The organism is Thalassotalea euphylliae (genome assembly GCF_003390335.1).
GTDB lineage: Bacteria > Pseudomonadota > Gammaproteobacteria > Enterobacterales > Alteromonadaceae > Thalassotalea_F > Thalassotalea_F euphylliae_B.
Map to the genome: position 1 here is coordinate 1,283,651 of NZ_QUOU01000001.1, position 17,159 is coordinate 1,300,809.

Consider the following 17,159-nt stretch of genomic DNA (forward strand, 5'->3'; position numbering starts at 1 on the left):
ACCAGCAATTCGTTGCCATATCGTAGCGCCTATCCAAAGGCGAGTTTTGCGCTATTCCAGCTAACATTCTTAATGTTTGGCCTGTCATTGTTAGTTGATGCAATTAATGGCTTTTTTCTATCGGGATTGGGAGTCGATACCAAGCTTTCGGCGATGTTTAAAATTTTGCTTATTGGTATGATGCTGTACCAATTAGGCAGTATCTCACGCAAAGCGCTAGCTTGGTCTTTAATCACCTTTCTGCTGTTTTTAGCGGGGCCGTTGTTTACATTTATCGAAACTTTAAGCGTAGCTGGCTTTTTCGATGACTTTACTTCCGCGCTGCGAATTCTTACCACTATGCTGGCGTTTATCTATATCTGCTACTGCGCCGAAAAATACCCTGAACAGATAGATAAGTATGGTAAATACGCGCTGGTTTTCGCTTTTTTAGTGCTCATCGGTAATATAGTTTTAGGTGTACTCGGCTTTGGCTTTTCGAGCTATGGTAACGCCAAGCAAGGCGAAGAGGATGCGATTGGTATCAAAGGCTTTTTTTATGCGGGTAATGAGGTAAGTGGCGTTTTCGTTGTGTTATATGGCGTAATATTACACCTCTTGTGGCAGAAAAAAGGTAAATTGCTTTATCTGTTTTTTAGCTTGATTACACTTTTATCTGGGTTACTTATCGCGACTAAAGCCGCAATGATGGCCGCCGCGCTATTGGTCTTTGCTATTCCCTTACTTAACGAAAGGCACCGCATATTGAATCTTACCCCGCTCAAATTAAAGTTAATTGCCCCTATTGCCCTTGTCGGGGGAACATTAGCAATTGTGTTAATTCCTATATTTGAGTCCACAGGTTTACTAGACCGGTTTATTTGGTTTTATGAGAAGAAAGGGGTTATTGGCATCATTCTATCTGGCAGAGATGAATTCATTATTAACATGATGAGGGTATTTGAACACTATGCCATTATATCCGACGTTATTTTCGGAATTAGTAAAACGGGTTTAGGCAAGCTGACGAAAAATGCAATGGAGATAGACCCCATTGATATGTTTCTGTGGCACGGGCTTATCGGTTTGACTTTTTTCATGGTGATATCTGTACTCTTTTTGCGAATATCCTATTTAGCAACTCGACAGGTTGACAGTATGTGGGGACCAGCCGCGTTGATCATTAATATTGTGCTTATTGGCATATCTTTCATTGCTGGTCACATATTTACCTCTGGTATGCTTGCACCATTATTCGCGTTAATTAACGGCTTGGCTTACATGGACTTAATTAGGGCTCGCCAACGTGTTGCATAAACTTAGCAAGGAAAAGCTAAACCTAGCGATATATATGTTTACTGATATGCTGGCTAAGGGAATTCCCTTTCTGCTGCTGCCTGTGTATACGATTTACTTAAAACCAGAGCAATTTGGCAACATTGCAATATTTAATGTGATCGTCGAAATTGCAATCATCTTTGTGGTTTTTGGTGCCAATTCATTTTATCGAGTAGAGTACTTTAAGCCAGAGCGTGCGAGTAATTTGCTCGCAAGTCTCTTTAAAAACCTCATTATTACCTTCCCGGCCGCTTTATTACTTACCGGTATTTTTATTGCCATTGATATTAACCCAGGTAGCCAAAGTGACCATTGGTTATTTAGTGCTGTGCTTATTGCCCTAATGCAAAGTATTGTTTTACTGGTCATTGCCGAATACCAATGCCAAGGAAAAGCGTTGTGGGTTGGGGCGTTAAATTTAACCTCTGCAACGGTAACTGCGATTGTAACTGTGTTGCTGCTAAATTTAGATTTTGCAGAAGAGTCAAGATATTGGGGGTTCTTCATTGGCGCTATTAGCACGGCATTGCTGTCTTTGTTACTGATCAGATACCAACACAGCAGTTTAAATGTATTGCAGTCACACTTTTCAAAACCTGCGCTGAGCTTTGGGCTTGGTATATTGCCGCATGCATTAAGCTGGTGGGCGCGAACGGGTATGGATAGATTCTTAATCGCTAAATTTGTCTCGGTCTACCAAGTTGGCTTGTACTCCGTCGCCGCGCAAATTAGCTTAATTATTATTGTATTTGCGAATGCGGCAAACCAAGCATTTACCCCTAAGTTAATGCAAATGCTAGCGGTTAAGCACTATAAAGAAAGTTTTGCTTTATGCATTAAGATTATCGCCATATACCTGTTAATTAGTATTGCGGTAGTGGTGGCAGGAAACTTTATTTTTGACTGGTTTATTAATGAAAAATACCGACAAGCGGCTGATTTACTGCCTTACATGTGTCTAATTGCGCTATGCCAAGCAACCGTCACTTTACTAAGTAATTTCCTTTATTTCTTCAAGCACGTGAAAGCCCTGTCGATGATCACTTCATTAACCTCTTTGTTACACGTTGGTTTAGCTTATTTCTTGGTTCAGACATACAGCGTCAAGGGAGTGATCGTGTCTTCAATTGTCACTTATTTAATATCCGCTGTTATCATATTTTGTTTTGCTTGGCGTTTGCTCAAAAAAGAGTTGGAGAATAGTTAATGCCCAAAGTAAGTTTAGTTACTCGCTTGTATACTGCCATTGTCAGACGTATGGGCGAGGTTGTTCATCAATTGAGAGATAATTACTACCGGAAGAAAAACTCTGGTAAGCCAAGATTACTGGTGTTTACAGACTCTCGTGGGTACGAAGTGGTCAAGCCTTGGAATAGAAAGAGTGCTTACGCTTCCTATGTTGGAAAATTATGTAAAGAGTACCATGTAGAGCATGTTATTTGCCCTGAATTTAGCACTACCGTTATCGATTTTTTATATGAGTATCAGTCTAGAGTCGCAGCGGGAAAAAAATATGATGCAGTTATCGCACATGTTGGTGTAGTGGACTATTCGCCACGCCCTGTTTCTATGTTAAATGATATGATGGCTGTAAAAGGTCATAAAATTAATACGCTATTTCCTGAGCGTGAATTTGATTTTAAAACTTATCATGCAGCCCATTTTGCCGAGCTGTACTATGGAAAACCGGTGAAAAACTTTTACTCACAAGCGTTTTTGCAAGAGCAGGTTATTCCTAAATTACAAGCGATTGAGCCGCTTATTATGGTTGGCTGTAGTCCTGTGCTCACCAGTTGGCATGGGAACTATTGGCGAGATAGGCCCCAAAATATGGATATGATTCTCGACTACTCAGCAGTTTGTCGTGATAACTTGGCTAATTTTATCGATTATTCTGCTTGGGACGAGCAAACCGTCAAGCAAAATACAATTGATAATATCCATTTAAGCAATAAAGGTTTTGATGAAACCTATTCGCAGATAAAAACGAAGTTAGCAAAGCTTGGTTTGTAATTGGTTATAAAGGTGTTGTTGTGTTGAATCAGCTAACTAAGTTTTTTATTGCGTTTATTACCTTATTTATCCCAGTCAAGCGTGGCCTCTTTCTTTATGGCTCTTGGTTCGGTAATAAGTACGGTGATAACTCCAGATATTTTTTTGAGCACGTATCGAGAGAGCATCCAGAAATTGAAAGCATCTGGATAACAAAGAATCAAGGTGTATTAGAGCAAATAAACAACCAAACTGGATTGAAAGCCGTTGAGCAAGGTTCTTTTAAGTCACTTTGGCTTCACCTGCGCGCTCAGGCTGTGTTTTGCAATACTTCTCAAGAGAGTGACTTGTGGGGGCTAGTACTTAACCGCTCTACAGTCGTGTTTAATCTATGGCACGGCACACCAATAAAGAAGATTGGCTTGGATGCATTAGACAGTAATATTTCAAAAGAAAAGCTTGGGGTGAGTTCGCGCACTACACTAAAAGCACTCTTGCCAAAATCTATTTTTTTAAGAATGAAGCGCTTTGCTAATAAAGAAACCTATTTCTTAGCCAGCTCTGAGGCTGTCTCAACTATTTTGCAATCAGCAATGGGCATAGACAAAGAGCACGTTATTATTGGTGGTTATCCTAAGCTTGATCACTTGATTAAAGCGCCGACATCACTCAGTAGTGGCAAGATACTATATGCACCAACGTACCGTGGTGAATATAACAGTGAAAATGACTTACTCAGCGAATTTGGTTTTGACCCAGTAAAAGTGAATAGCTGGTTATCTGAGCATGACAAAACACTGACCATTCGCTTGCATCCAGCCAATGCGCTGCCACAAGAAAAGTTAGTTGAGCTTAAAAACTTTCCCAAAATTATCGTTGGGGATAATCGCGACCTTTATGAAAGCTTAAAAGATTATGAGTTAGTCGTAACTGATTTTTCTAGCCTATATTATGACTGCTTGGCGATAAATGTACCTGTGTTACTTGCTCCTTTTGGTTTGGAAAGTTATGAAAAGAATGATCGGCCTTTGTATTTCTCGCCAAGCGAGTTATATCCGTACCCTCTCGCTAATGACTGGCCTCAATTAATAACCGAACTTGCTGAATTATTGGAACAAGGCAAAGATCTCAGCGATATAAAGCGCAAGTTTTATTTGGACTCCAAGGGCAACTCTTCCAGGGAGCTAATGAAAACCATTAACGGTATCTTATTAGGGTAAATACAAGTTTATTCAGGCTACTTTTGCACGTAGAATCAAAGCCATTGGTTTGCAAAATTGGCCAACATCAAAACACAAATCGTTTCAGTTAAAAATCAAGGACGCTTTTATGAAAAGAGTTATTTTCATTTTATTTATGTCTGCTTTTGCTGCTCACAGTGAAAGCTTTAGCGAGTACTGCCAATATAATAATGGCGAGCAAGACTGCTCGGTAGAGTTTGTCAGGGCTCTTCAAGATATAGCTGGCACAGGTCGACCGCTGCTGTTTGAAGCAAATAACACTTACAGACTCGATTCCGTTGATACCAGTCAAATGAACTTGAGTGGTATCAAGTTGCAGGGGATTGCTAATCAAGCAAGCAAGCCCGTTATATTAACCGATAGGTTATACCTTACAAACATTAGTGACTTAGCCATAAATAACCTCCAGATATCAGGTATCCACAATGATATCGGGGATGTTCAGCAAGATTCTGCGTTGGTGCTACTTGGCGCTAAGAAGGATTCCCCTGAGGCGCTCAATATTACAGTACAAAACATGCATTTTGAAAATGCAGCAGATACATTATTGATTGTATGGAATACCAAAAACTTGAATATTTCCAATAATGTATTTAAAAGAGCTGGGCTGGCAATGAGGATTGACGAAACACCGAGCGACCCAGACGATGAACGTCCTAGAGGAAATGCCGCAGTATTTTCAGGCATAACCGGCGCTACAATCACCTTTAATGAAATATATGAAATAAAGAAAACAGGCCTTTTTTTTGGCGGGGTAAATCGCAACGTATATATATTAAATAATTACATTGATTTGCTCAATTACGAAAAGCCAACCAAGCGCTATGGCCTCAAAGGTGGCGCTGGCATATATATTGGCAATTCACCGACATTTTATAATATGTTAATTCAAGGAAATCGAATCATTAACTATCGCATGAACGCCGTGAGAATGAATGGTGACGGTGTGATTGTTAAAAAAAATTATTTCAATGTATTGGGTGATTGTGCTGATACCAGCATTGATTCTGGAGTTGGTGATGCAGATACGGGAATTGCGGTGAAAGCCCACTATCTAACTAACTCAGAGATAAGTGAAAATTGCTTTCAAAATACCTACACAGGTGTCGCATTGGAAAGTTGGGACACGATTAAAAACGTAAAAATATCAAAAAACCTGATGAACGGTATTAGTAGTGGCGTGTTTGTAACTTATAAATATGGTGGTAGTTATTCAGATATTTCAATTGTAAGAAATACCTTCTACGATGCGCTTGAATGGGGCATTGCTTTTTTCTCTGAGTCGCCAAGTTTCGGTAACTCCATTGTCAGCAATACCTTTGTTAACAATGATGGTGCTCAGCAAAAACCTCTTATCTCACTAAGACGCCAATCGGGATTTTACTTTGATAACAACTGGATAATGGCTAAAGCAAGATCTCAAAACTGGAATTTTGTGACCTTACGAGAGGTTAGTAATTCAGTATTTCAAAATAGCGTATTTAAAAGTTACGACGGTACAGATCGAAGCTTTGGTGGTTTTACTATTTATGATAAAAAGTCTACGAATAATTTTTTCAAAAATATATCTTTTGATGGCCTTTACCCTGGCTATATAGATAATGGCACAGAAAACAAATTTATTGATATCACCTATCAATAAATTTGAGCTGACTACACCAGCTAGAGGCAATAAAACGATTATCTATATTTTATTGTCTTGGCTGGGTTACCGCCTACAACACAGTGGTTTTCGACGTTTTTAGTGACCACTGCACCTGAAGCAATAATGGCTCCGTCACCAATTTGTACCCCCGGTAATATAATAGCCCGTTGTCCAATCCAAACATCATTTCCAATTTTAACTGGATTAGGTGCCTTATTTCCCTGAAGGCGCATTGGGGTTTCAACGCTTTGGGTTTCATGACTGACGGAAAAAATCAAAACCTCAGGAGCCATCATCACGTCATCACCAATGGATACATCATTGGCTAATTGACAATCTTTGCCGATCGAAGAGTTGTTACCGATTGATATTCCAACACCCGTGCCAAAGGTTGCCCCCTTGTTTACGTTAATTGTTTGACCAGAAGCCTTGAATATTTTCTTGCAGCAAAGCGCTCGTAATTTTCTACAAAGCATTCCTATGAAGCGAGCTTCATCTGTTGGAAGGTTTTTGGCAATGGCATAGTACAAAACCAGATATAGTGTCTTCATATTTTGATTTTTCCTTTGTTGACAAGATAAGTGAAGGCTCTCGATACGAGCTGTATCAAACCTAACCGCACCAACAAGGCGAATAGTTTGTAATGGGGCTTGGAAGTTGTGCTGAACAGTATTTCGAGTGGATTTGAAAATCTCTGCTTAATAATACGAGATATCTTTGCTAATGCAGCTGGCTTTTGCGGATCATTATTTCTAACTAACCTTGCTAATGTGATATTGGTTAAGTTGATATACCAAGAACTAATTTCAGTCCACACTTCTTTTTTGCCAATATTCCGAGAATGCTTGAAGTAATTATCTAAGTCCTCGAGCACTTCGTATATATCCATCACCTTTAGAGAAAATGTTTTCGTAATGGCTCCGTCCCTGTTTCTGTAGAAGTATAACCCTGAATTGATAACTTCTACTTGGTTTGCCTCATATACTATTTTCGGGATTGTTGCCAAGTCTTCATACCAAAGCCCCTTAGGAAAGGCGATGTTATGGTCTGAAAACAAGCTTGATTTAATGAGCTTATTACAAGCATTTGGTAACATTTTGCTATACAAGTAGCTGTTTTCTGATTTTTGTATAGTGCCTTGCTTTCCATCAGAGCAAGGTGGTATGTCTCTAAGCTTATGGCCTAGCTCATCAACTTCAACCATGCCGAAACAGAGGACATCAATCGTTGAATCCTTGATAACCTGATTGACCTTTTGCAATGTATTTGAAGCCAAATAGTCATCAGAGTCGAGAAACATAAGGTATTCACCTTGTGCTTTTTGAATACCAAAATTTCTGGCATCTGAAAGGCCGCCATTCGTTTTGTAATGATAGCTGAAAAGTTCGGGATATTTTTGGCAATACTTCTCTGCGATGAGTCCACTTTTGTCGGTTGAGCCATCGTTTATTAACAAGGCTTCAAAATTAAGATCAGTTTGATTAGCTATGCTTGATAGACAGTCATCTAGATATTCTTCTACGTTGTATATGGGGACAATAATGGAAATAAAGGAGGTCACAAAGAGATTGATTCAGTAATTCTTAAATAAAAAATTCTAACATAGTCGATACCAGCAATATACAAATTATATAGCCATTAATCGGCGGCAAAGGTAACATGAGCGTCATTCATCGCGCTATTCAATGATGTTGTATGAGGAAAGAATGCGGGGCTTATATTTAAATTGTAACTTTGAAAAAATGGATTCTATGTCGCCATTGTCAAAAGACTATAGCGAGACAATAAAACTGCCAGCCCAAGTAGGTGATGGCTATCTCGTATATAGCTCGGAAGAATGGTCAAATTCATCACCAATTTTGGAAGTGAATGGCAATATATTTATTGTTGCAGGTTGGTTTATATTTGAAAACAAGTTGAATGACTTACCCTCACTTGCAGAGAAATTGTTACAAGGTGGAAAAGATGTCTTAAATGACGTTGAAGCTGGTTCATTCGTTATATATTGGTGGAACGAACGTACACCGAGTTTGCTTGTTGATCCTTTTGGTTTATCAAGTCATTACTTCGATGCTACTGCAAACAAGTTAAGGGTTTCACCTTTTGTATCTGCATTAATTGTAGATGGGCAGCATGTAATAACCCCCATATTAGCATCCGTTTTACAGAAAAAAGACCATTTATTTGGGGACTTTACCTTATTTGATGGTATTGAACGTTTGTCGCCTGGTTGCCAAATATTCAACTCAAAGGATAAGCAAAAGTATTTTTCATTAAATCCCCCAGAAAGGTTGGAGTTTGAAAGGCAACACGAGCATATCGACGAGTTAGCAAGTCACTGGCAGGTAGATAAAAGGCTATTACCTATCAGTAGTGGTTTAGATTCTAGGTATTTGCTGGCAAGTAGTCGCTACTATTATGGCTTTACGTACGGGCCAGATAACTCACCAGAGGTTAGCATCGCCTCAAAATTTGCTGACTGTTTTGATGAGTACTACTCATATGATTATCAGAAGCCGGATGAAAGTAAGCTAGAGTCGGAACTATTATCGGAAATGGCGTTTGGGGTTATTAACCCGATTGCCAGATTACTAACAAACTATGAATATATTAAGACTAAGTTCAACAGGGCTACGGCCTTTTTCGATGGTTATTTAGGCGATCTGTTTCAAAGAGGAACCTACGTCAATTTCAAAGGTGCAGAGGGAGAGCTATTTAAAATATTTCCATTGGTATACAAATACCTTAATTGGTCAGGAGAGCAGATACTAGCCAAACGATATAAACAACTGAATGATGAAGAGCTCGAATTACTACTAAACGATTTTCGAAAAAATACGAGTGATTTAAAGCTAGATGAGTATCAAAAGGTAACTTACTACGAGTTTATCTATGGGCGAGGTGCAAGGTATACTGCGTTTGGTAGCAATGTACTATGTGCCCAGTTCTTTACGGTTGTATCACCATTTGCGTCAAAGAAGTTGTTTAACACATTTATTCATCAGGACTTTACTGAGTCGGTACAGTACAAAACAATGCGTTCTATTTGGAAAAAAATACCAGAAAAATTTAGAAAGCAACCCGTTGAGTCAGGTTACAGCCCCAAAACACCTGTAATTTTTATTCCATTTATACAGATCATTTATCGTTTGATGTTTCACTTGATCCCTTCAAGAGCCAATTATGGCGTCGCGCTTAATAGGAAAAAGAAAAGTGCTAAAGAGTCAAGCTAGTTTAATTTCATTCCTTTGGTTGTTTAGCATCCCCTAGTTTCTTGAGCCCAGTTTCTTGGGCTCAGTTTCGTGAAAATAAATTGAATCTATTCTATTTTGCGATAAGTCTGATAGGGCGATAGTGCAAATCAAGTAAAGTGCAAACCAGGAAAGGCAAGCTGTAGAGCCTTAATGTTCTTAGTTTACCCAAACTTAAAACAGGGGGCGCTTGATGTCACTTCCATATAGCTTAGTGGGAAAATTATTGAGTTGTTAGTGTAGTTACTTACTGCTTTATACTCTCACCAACCTAGAGTGGCTTATCGCATATCAGTCAAAGACTCAAATAACTAATGCCCCAATAGGCTTTTGCGATAAGGTTGATTGAAAAGAAAGTTACAAACGATGGGCTTTTGATTAAACCAAAGTGTTAGATTTTCGTTTATCAAAAGTGCTAAATCCATAGACGCATTTATAAAAACTTTTTAATATCAATAATAAAAAGCGAGCAATTTATGGGCATTATCCTTCGAGCTATTTTTGTAATCTTTTTTGCATTGTCATTGCCGGGATGTAACTCCAGTGAACAACAAGCAGATACAATAACGCCAACAGCGAAAAATCTGGATTGGTGGCAAGCTCGTCACAGAGCCATAGTTAATCAAGATAAGTCGAATGTGAAGTTAGCTTTTATTGGCGATTCTATTACTCAGCTTTGGCAAGATGAGCGCTATGGTTCGGTTATTTGGCAGCAATACTTTTCATCGTACAACCCGATTAATTTGGGCTTTGATAGTGATAAAATTCAAAATGCCTTGTGGCGTATTCAAAACGGCGAACTGGAAGGAATGTCGCCCGAGTATGTTGTTGTGATGATTGGTACTAACAATGCGTCTTCAGATTCTGCCGACGATATCGCTACAGGGATCATCAATTTAGTTAAAGAAATTCGTCTGCGTCTACCAAATAGCCAAATTATCGTTCATCGCATCTTTCCAAGAGAAGATCCCGCTAGTATCGCTCGCCAGACGACAAACCTTGCCAGTCAAAAAGTACAAGAACTATTAGCCGATGATATGGCGCTATACGTCGATATTAATCACTACTTTACTGTCGCGGATGAAAATGTGCCTGCCGATATTATGTACGATAAAGTGCACTTAACAACCAAAGGTTATCAAATTTGGGCTGATGCGTTGATGGAGTATCTCAATTAATCTTTTGCCGATTGCTGATTTTGACGCCCCCAAGTTATTAGGGAGTTTCGATTATTCACAAGTAGAGAACATCGAGTATTTGCAAGCACAGCGAGGTAGTGATCTTCAAATAGTTGGTGATAGGTTGTATGTTCGTGTGAAAGCCGATCAGAGTGCAACCGAGCTTCATTGGTATGCATTTGATATTGCTGATAAGTCTGCCCCACAAGCATTGGGACAGTTTTCAGTGAATTTGACATCTTCTGACTATCCTACCACTACGTATATTGATGGCGATTACTTGTACTTGCACAGTGAAGCCTTAACCATAGTGGACATTAGTAATATTGACGATCCTAAGACGCTGTTCTCGGCAAACTTAGCATCAATGGCAGATGATGCGTTTGACGAGTCAAGGTGGTGGCCAGCAAGTGCCATTTATCAAGATACGCTTTATTTAGCCAGTTATACTAAGCTCTTGGTGATTGACATATCAGATAAGGCGGCTCCTGATGTAGTCGATTATGTTGCATCGTTTCCAGATGAAAATATGCAATTCGAAATAACAACGCTGCAAGTTTATAAAAACTACTTATTTGTTACGAATGCTGGCGGGTACAATTCTAGTGAGGTATTGATATACGATATTGCTGCACCTGAAGTTCCCAAGCTATTAAGCCAAGTCGAAGCGACAGGATTCTACTCTTCGGTTTCCATATCAGACGGCTGGCTTTATTTAACGACATCAGAAGCCAGGCCGTCCGATTCGATACACGATGTTTACTACCCATCTTATGTAAGAGCCTATGATATTGCTGATATTAGTGCCCCTAAGTTTATACATAGGTATGAATCAGTAGGAAAAGCAGGAACGCTGTTATCAAATAAACGCGGTGTATTAACGTCCAACGGCGGCGCCTTTTCACACCCCTCTAGTATTAAGGCAAGCGCACCAAGGTTAGGGGAGTTGACTGATATTGGTACAATACAAGACATTGTTATAGATAAAGATATCGCTTATGTGGCTACATCAGAAAAAAGAACTTGTAACACTTGATATTGGTACTCCTAGTGATATGAAAATATTGGCTTCTCAGCCACAAGATAGCTTGATTTCAGAGCTCCATTTATCGGGCAATCGCCTCTTTGGTTTGAATGCCGATGAAGATAATACCCCCAAAGGCATGTCTATTTTTAGTCTCACTGAACAATCACGCCCAGCTTTATTGCTGAATTATGGCGCTGGAAATTCTTATTGGTCGATAGACGTATTTGAAGACACTATGTATTTATCAAGCATGGATGGTATTGATATCGTTGATATCTCAGATGTTAATCGCGCAGATAGTATATCTTCAATCTCTAGTGTTGAATTTGAGAGACTGCAAGATATCAAGTTCTCGGGTGATATCTTGTTTAGTACTATTCAAGATGGCTTTAAGTTTTTTGACTTGACGGAGCCTCAAGCGCCTGCTGAATTTCTGGAGTATAAAACGTATGGCTCTGAAGCATACAATGCGGTGGAAGTGAGTGAAATTGACGACTCAGTGTTTTGGAACGTTTATGATGATCGTGACCTTATAGGCTGGTCATTCCTTATTAAAAGCAACCCTAAAAGCGAGTTGTCTTGGATAGATGTAGAATCGCCACGCGATGATACCAATGACCAGTCCTATCGAATACATGATCAATCAATCATGGAGATGTCTAATGAAAAAATATATCTGGGTAGCCGGTTTGGTCTCAAAGTCATAGATCCGTATGCTGATACGATAAAATCGCTTGCGCTTTATAAAATGCCTGAATCGCCATATGTTATTGATGTAGCAGATAATACTGCTCTAGTCGCTATGGCGTCAGGGCTGATGGCTTTTAATACGGACACGATTATAAGCTCAACCGACCAGTATACCCATGCCAACACGGCAGAGGCATTAGTCTACCACTTATTCTGGGATGATGAGTTACCGGTGGAATTTAAATGCTTTGTAAGTGCCGGAGAATGTCAGTTGGCGCTAGATGTCGCTAATAAAAACGCAACAGTTACTTGGACTATGCCCGCTGATGCAGGGCATGCTGAAATCTCGATTGTCGGCGGAAACCTCTCTTTTTATAACGTGTTTCATGATCAAGTTATTGTCGAGTAGCAGGCTCGATTACAAAGTAGGGGTAAGGCTAATCTGTTGAAGCAGGGATGCAGTTATGAGGTTAGTGGCACAAAACTGTTTGATAGTTAAATTTGTGTTAACGCGTTTAATGTGCAACAACTAGAATGTTCAAAATGCCAAGGCAATTTGGAAGGAGAAATAATCAAAAAGACACTCGATTTTGTAAGGGCAGGCTCAGTTGTGGACGGCATCTATATTCGACTTTGAGCATTTACAGTATATGCTTTTTCTAGAACGTTAGCGCGTGCCCAAGTGTACTGGACGAGTGAAAAGACAAAGTTGGCCGGACTTTGAACCGCAAATGAAAGCTCATTCCAATTGCTTTGATAGTGCCAATGTCAATTATCGAGCCAATTAGTCAAAGGCAAAAATTATAGTAAGGGTTAATTATTATGCTCAGAGTAATAGTGCTGTGTAGTGCTACCTTAATCTTAGGGGCTTGTGGCGGTAGTGACGCGCTAGATAGCTGCATTGACATAACCCCAGCGGTAACTAAAAACACTGCTTTTTTTCCTGCGCAGTCAGCAAGCCTGCTTCAAAATACCAACAATGAAGGTCGCTTAGGGTTGGCTTGTCACAACTGTTATGACTATTTCAGCAGAGCACCTGACGATACATTGGCACTTATTAACATGGCTATTCTTGATGGCGTTAACTTGATCGAGTTAGATGTGACCTTTTCTGCGCCTGAATTAGCGGGGACATGGATAAACCACGGTACAAATAATATTTATGTTTCTTTTTCCCAAGTAATAGCGAGTTCAATACTTAAAGATGCAGAGCAAATGCTGTTTATTGAATTGAAAGATGAGTCATATACTGCGCAGAGTATCAGGTTGCTATTACGTGAGATGATGGAGCACAGACGTCGAGATGGGACTTTTGACTATATCAATGATAATCGTTTGCTAATTCTGCGCAGCTTTTCTGGTTTTGAATATTTATCCATTGTCAGGGATGTATTAACTGAGGTTGAATTTGAACAACTTAGGCCGTATGTGCGCATTAGTAAATTAATGCGAAAAAGCTCATTAGCCTCTTCTTTTAAGAGTGTCGAGCATACGCATCAATGCGGTTTTCATATGGTAGAGTTTGACGCTGGCAACGACATCGATAGCCTTTTTGAACTTGCCCGTTTTGCTAAGTCGTTTGGGCTTGGTGTGAATGTGTTTACCTTGTTTCCTTGGAACGCTCAAGCCTATATTGAGCAATTAGTGCCAAATATTGATGTTGCAACCATTGAGTCATATCGAGGTGATACATCATTACCAACCAACAACGCAACTTTCCACGATATTCGCGTTAACTTTGACGATTAAGTCATCCGTTATTTACAGTGTTTGCTGTAAATTTCGCTATTGCTGTTTTTAAATGACGTTTGCTAAAGTGGATAGATACAGGTCTCATCACTAGCACATAACCTGCCGTTGAAATTAGCGCCGCTAAAGCAAGCGCCCACCAGTCTTGTCTCGCTAAATATATAAATGGCGGGATAAGTAATAAGAGTTTAATTAAATTTAATACCAGCTTTTCTGGCACGCTCAGGTGTTGATGAGCTATGTGCATAATGGCATGCTTTTCCGTTAAAGAAAATTGCTCAAGCTCCGTGAGTTGATTTGTTGAAAATAGCATTTGACTGTCTGTTAATCTTGATTACATGTTATGATTCGATTTTATCAATTTTACTTTGATAAAAGAATACGCGCCTTTGATTAGGTAGTTTTTAATTAACATCAGTTTTTCATTAATGTCCGACCTTCCTTTAGTAACGGTTTATATTCCGACACATAATCGGTGTCGATTATTAAAAAGAGCAATAGATTCTATTTTCCTTCAAACCTACCCCAATATTGAGTTGATCGTCGTCAACGACGGCTCGCAAGATGGCACCAAAGACTATTTAGATGAGTTGGCAAGTCAGTCTAAATTTAATATTAAGGTGTTTCATCAAGCAATAGCGAAGGGCGCTTGCGTGGCTCGAAATATAGCGATTCGCCATGCCAAAGGCCACTATATTACTGGATTAGATGATGACGATGAATTTCTGCCATGCCGGATACAGGAATTGGTCAATCAATTTGATGAGCAGTATTCACTGGTCTGTACGGGTTTTAAATGGCACTACGGCAAACGATATCGAAAAGTTGATAATAAAGAGAAAATTATTCGATTGCCCGATCAGCTAAGTTATAACTATTGCTCTAATCAAGTATTGACCCTAACCGAACGATTTCGGGCGATAGGAGGCTTTGATGAAGCACTTGTTGCTTGTCAGGATTACGATATGTGGACAAGGCTGATTGAACGATTTGGTGATGCCAAGCGAGTGGCTGGTGCATCCTATGTTGTGCATCGTGGTGACGAGGTTGAACGTATTACGGAGCCAACTAACTGGTTGATGGGGCATCGTCAATTTATGGCTAAACATGCCGGGAAGATGGACGGAATAAATATTTCAAATCAGGAGTTTAAGTTAATAACGGTTAAACAAGAAAAGTTTGGCTTGGTTCGGTTACTAAGAAGCCTTAAAGGCGGGTTAGTACGAGAAAAATTTCGCTACTTTCTTTCCTCTAACCTCTCATTTCTGGCCCGCCTACGTGTGATACTATTGAAGTAGCTAGGCGGAGCAATGATATGAAAAAAGTATTTGTCAGCGCTATGGCATACGGTGGCGGTAAGTCAGGAGTTTCTGTTTATATTAACAATGTCGTTCGAGAACTTTGCCGAGATCATTCTGTTGACTTATTACTGTTGGAAGGAGAAAAGTTTCCTGTTCTGCACCCCAATATAAATATTATTCGCGTTAACAAAGTTCTGGAACGTCCTATTGTTAATAGTTTATGGCACCTTTTTGTCTTACCATTTCAGCGTGACTTTAATCAGTATGATTTGGTGCTATTGCCAGCAGGGAATCAGCGTCTTTTTTGCCGAAACTACAATAATCTTGTGGTCACTTTTCACGACTTGTCACAGTTTCATATTGCCAACAAATACGACACTTACCGAACCGCTTATATTAAAAAAATAATCCCTTTTTTTCTGCGCAAAATGAACAACATTGTTGCAATATCGGAAAGTACTAAAGCGGATATAATGCGCTTCTATAACATTCCCGCAGAGCAAATACACGTCAATCACAATGGCTTTTCAGCCCCGAATACTAATTTACAAAGCTCAGGTTCAATAAATAAGATTGAGAAAAAATTTATACTTTATGTCGCTAGGCTTGAACATCCCGGCAAGAACCATTTGAATCTACTAAAAGCCTATCAGCAGCTACCGCCCCATATTCAAGAAACCTATGATTTAGTGCTGCCGGGGCAAGATTGGTCTGGAAGCCAAGCGGTGAAAGAGTATCATGCATCTATGGCGTCAAAGGCGAATGTGCATTTTTTAGGGTTTGTCAGCAATGAGCAATTGGAGTGGTTATATTCAAACGCGAGTTTGTATGCCTTTCCTTCATTTTTCGAAGGATTCGGTTTGCCACTATTAGAAGCTATGTCGTACAAGATCCCTGTCGTATGCTCTGATATTCCACCTTTGAGAGAGGTTGGCGGCGATGCCGTCAAACATTTTGACCCGGAATCGGTGGAGAATATCGCTGATACGATTGTTGAGGTGCTGGCTAACGACAAGGTTCGTGATGACTTAGTCAAGTCGGGAGAATTGCGCTTAAAGCGGTTCAGCTGGCGCAAGCATGTTGAAAACCTACTTCAGTGTGTACAGTGAAAGTGACAGCGCTTTTGTGAAATAGAAGCTGAACCAATACAAATAACCAATATTTAAGATGTTTAGCGGCTGGCTTTTCTCATAAAACCAGTACCTAAAATCGCGATTTTTTGTTAGAATCGCGACAATTTTTTATCCAAGGTAAATTTCAATGAACGTAATTGAAGGTAATTTTGAAGCGAAAGGCAAAAAGTTTGCTATCGTGGTTTCTCGTTTTAACGACTTCGTTGTTAATGCGTTATTAGAAGGTGCAGTCGATGCGTTAAAAAGGCACGGTAGTGTTAATGATGAAGACATTACTGTTGTTAAAGTGCCTGGTGCTTACGAGCTACCGTTAACGGCGCAAAAAGTTGCTGAAAAGCAAGAATTCGACGCAATTATCGCCTTGGGTGCGGTCATTCGTGGTGGCACACCTCATTTTGATTTTGTTGCTGGCGAATGTAACAAAGGCTTAGCACAAGTCGCTTTGGCTGCTTCAGTACCGGTTTCTTTCGGCGTGATCACGACCGATTCAATCGAGCAAGCAATTGAACGTGCTGGTACTAAAATGGGTAACAAAGGTGCAGAAGCTGCGCTTGGTGCCCTTGAAATGGTTAATGTATTAGCCAAGCTTTAGCTTCTGTTTGCTTGTAATTGCAACATAGCTAACGTTTTATCAG

General features: G+C 39.7%; 15 protein-coding genes and 2 pseudogenes. 13 read left to right on the forward strand and 4 right to left on the reverse strand.

Features of this window, described 5'->3' with window-relative positions; genetic code table 11:
* Window positions 1-12: 12 nt before the first annotated feature.
* The 5 genes from DXX93_RS05720 to DXX93_RS05740 all read left to right on the forward strand — a co-directional run bounded on the left by DXX93_RS05720 (window position 13) and on the right by DXX93_RS05740 (window position 6,192).
* A complete protein-coding gene (locus DXX93_RS05720) occupies window positions 13-1,296 on the forward strand; it encodes an O-antigen ligase family protein (protein ID WP_181902152.1) in 1,284 nt (427 codons plus the stop codon).
* Window positions 1,286-2,524: a lipopolysaccharide biosynthesis protein gene (locus DXX93_RS05725; protein WP_147302643.1), complete on the forward strand. Its 1,239-nt coding sequence runs from the start codon at window positions 1,286-1,288 to the stop codon at window positions 2,522-2,524. The genes DXX93_RS05720 and DXX93_RS05725 overlap by 11 nt, the downstream gene beginning before the upstream one ends.
* On the forward strand, window positions 2,524-3,330 hold the full coding sequence (locus DXX93_RS05730; protein ID WP_116007247.1) for a hypothetical protein: 807 nt from the start codon (window positions 2,524-2,526) through the stop codon (window positions 3,328-3,330). The genes DXX93_RS05725 and DXX93_RS05730 overlap by 1 nt, the downstream gene beginning before the upstream one ends.
* 20 nt (window positions 3,331-3,350) lie before the next feature.
* Window positions 3,351-4,529 (forward strand): CDP-glycerol glycerophosphotransferase family protein, encoded by a 1,179-nt coding sequence (locus tag DXX93_RS05735; RefSeq protein ID WP_181902153.1) that lies wholly within the window; start codon window positions 3,351-3,353, stop codon window positions 4,527-4,529.
* A gap of 109 nt (window positions 4,530-4,638) precedes the next feature.
* Window positions 4,639-6,192, forward strand: coding sequence for a right-handed parallel beta-helix repeat-containing protein (locus tag DXX93_RS05740; RefSeq protein WP_147302644.1), 1,554 nt, complete (start codon window positions 4,639-4,641; stop codon window positions 6,190-6,192).
* 38 nt (window positions 6,193-6,230) lie between these two features.
* On the opposite strand, the pseudogene DXX93_RS21170 reads toward DXX93_RS05740, so the two are convergent.
* The 3 genes and pseudogenes from DXX93_RS21170 to DXX93_RS05750 all read right to left on the reverse strand — a co-directional run.
* Window positions 6,231-6,389, reverse strand: a pseudogene (locus DXX93_RS21170) (DapH/DapD/GlmU-related protein); the annotation flags it as partial.
* Between the two features lie 90 nt (window positions 6,390-6,479).
* Window positions 6,480-6,746, reverse strand: a pseudogene (locus DXX93_RS21175) (hypothetical protein); the annotation flags it as partial.
* On the reverse strand, window positions 6,743-7,756 hold the full coding sequence (locus tag DXX93_RS05750) for a glycosyltransferase family 2 protein (protein WP_181902154.1): 1,014 nt from the start codon (window positions 7,754-7,756) through the stop codon (window positions 6,743-6,745). The pseudogene DXX93_RS21175 and the gene DXX93_RS05750, both read right to left, overlap by 4 nt.
* A 145-nt stretch (window positions 7,757-7,901) precedes the next feature.
* Between DXX93_RS05750 and DXX93_RS05755 the strand changes: the two genes are divergently transcribed.
* The 5 genes from DXX93_RS05755 (at window position 7,902) to DXX93_RS05775 (ending at window position 14,090) form a co-directional block, all read left to right on the forward strand.
* Entirely contained in the window at window positions 7,902-9,428 is a 1,527-nt protein-coding gene (locus tag DXX93_RS05755; RefSeq protein ID WP_147302645.1) for a hypothetical protein, read from the forward strand.
* A 494-nt stretch (window positions 9,429-9,922) separates the two neighbouring features.
* On the forward strand, window positions 9,923-10,624 hold the full coding sequence (locus DXX93_RS05760) for a GDSL-type esterase/lipase family protein (RefSeq protein ID WP_116007253.1): 702 nt from the start codon (window positions 9,923-9,925) through the stop codon (window positions 10,622-10,624).
* A gap of 4 nt (window positions 10,625-10,628) precedes the next feature.
* On the forward strand, window positions 10,629-11,660 hold the full coding sequence (locus DXX93_RS05765; RefSeq protein WP_181902155.1) for an LVIVD repeat-containing protein: 1,032 nt from the start codon (window positions 10,629-10,631) through the stop codon (window positions 11,658-11,660).
* Window positions 11,623-12,750, forward strand: coding sequence for a hypothetical protein (locus tag DXX93_RS05770; protein WP_116007255.1), 1,128 nt, complete (start codon window positions 11,623-11,625; stop codon window positions 12,748-12,750). The genes DXX93_RS05765 and DXX93_RS05770 overlap by 38 nt, the downstream gene beginning before the upstream one ends.
* A 413-nt stretch (window positions 12,751-13,163) precedes the next feature.
* Complete coding sequence (locus DXX93_RS05775; protein WP_116007256.1) at window positions 13,164-14,090, forward strand: hypothetical protein; 927 nt, start codon at window positions 13,164-13,166, stop codon at window positions 14,088-14,090.
* Window position 14,091: 1 nt separating this feature from the next.
* On the opposite strand, the gene DXX93_RS05780 is transcribed toward DXX93_RS05775, so the two are convergent.
* On the reverse strand, window positions 14,092-14,403 hold the full coding sequence (locus DXX93_RS05780) for a DUF6170 family protein (protein WP_116007257.1): 312 nt from the start codon (window positions 14,401-14,403) through the stop codon (window positions 14,092-14,094).
* A gap of 115 nt (window positions 14,404-14,518) precedes the next feature.
* Here DXX93_RS05780 and DXX93_RS05785 point away from each other — a divergent pair, with 115 nt between their 5' ends.
* The 3 genes from DXX93_RS05785 (at window position 14,519) to ribH (ending at window position 17,116) form a co-directional block, all read left to right on the forward strand.
* The gene (locus tag DXX93_RS05785; protein WP_116007258.1) at window positions 14,519-15,388 is read left to right on the forward strand and encodes a glycosyltransferase; all 870 of its coding nucleotides are present in this window, start codon (window positions 14,519-14,521) and stop codon (window positions 15,386-15,388) included.
* A 17-nt stretch (window positions 15,389-15,405) separates the two neighbouring features.
* Window positions 15,406-16,500, forward strand: coding sequence for a glycosyltransferase family 4 protein (locus tag DXX93_RS05790; RefSeq protein ID WP_116007259.1), 1,095 nt, complete (start codon window positions 15,406-15,408; stop codon window positions 16,498-16,500).
* 151 nt (window positions 16,501-16,651) lie between these two features.
* Window positions 16,652-17,116, forward strand: a complete 465-nt coding sequence (ribH, locus tag DXX93_RS05795) for a 6,7-dimethyl-8-ribityllumazine synthase (protein ID WP_116007260.1) — start codon at window positions 16,652-16,654, stop codon at window positions 17,114-17,116.
* Window positions 17,117-17,159: the final 43 nt, after the last annotated feature.

What these genes read in the sequence shown, in the direction of transcription:
- DXX93_RS05730 (WP_116007247.1), top strand. Translation starts at nt 2,524, where the DNA reads ATGCCCAAAGTAAGTTTAGTTACTCGCTTGTATACTGCCATTGTCAGA.
- DXX93_RS05740 (WP_147302644.1), top strand. Translation starts at nt 4,639, where the DNA reads ATGAAAAGAGTTATTTTCATTTTATTTATGTCTGCTTTTGCTGCTCAC.
- DXX93_RS05755 (WP_147302645.1), top strand. Translation starts at nt 7,902, where the DNA reads ATGCGGGGCTTATATTTAAATTGTAACTTTGAAAAAATGGATTCTATG.
- DXX93_RS05760 (WP_116007253.1), top strand. Translation starts at nt 9,923, where the DNA reads ATGGGCATTATCCTTCGAGCTATTTTTGTAATCTTTTTTGCATTGTCA.
- DXX93_RS05770 (WP_116007255.1), top strand. Translation starts at nt 11,623, where the DNA reads ATGTGGCTACATCAGAAAAAAGAACTTGTAACACTTGATATTGGTACT.
- DXX93_RS05775 (WP_116007256.1), top strand. Translation starts at nt 13,164, where the DNA reads ATGCTCAGAGTAATAGTGCTGTGTAGTGCTACCTTAATCTTAGGGGCT.
- DXX93_RS05780 (WP_116007257.1), bottom strand. Translation starts at nt 14,403, where the DNA reads ATGCTATTTTCAACAAATCAACTCACGGAGCTTGAGCAATTTTCTTTA.
- DXX93_RS05785 (WP_116007258.1), top strand. Translation starts at nt 14,519, where the DNA reads ATGTCCGACCTTCCTTTAGTAACGGTTTATATTCCGACACATAATCGG.
- DXX93_RS05790 (WP_116007259.1), top strand. Translation starts at nt 15,406, where the DNA reads ATGAAAAAAGTATTTGTCAGCGCTATGGCATACGGTGGCGGTAAGTCA.
- ribH (WP_116007260.1), top strand. Translation starts at nt 16,652, where the DNA reads ATGAACGTAATTGAAGGTAATTTTGAAGCGAAAGGCAAAAAGTTTGCT.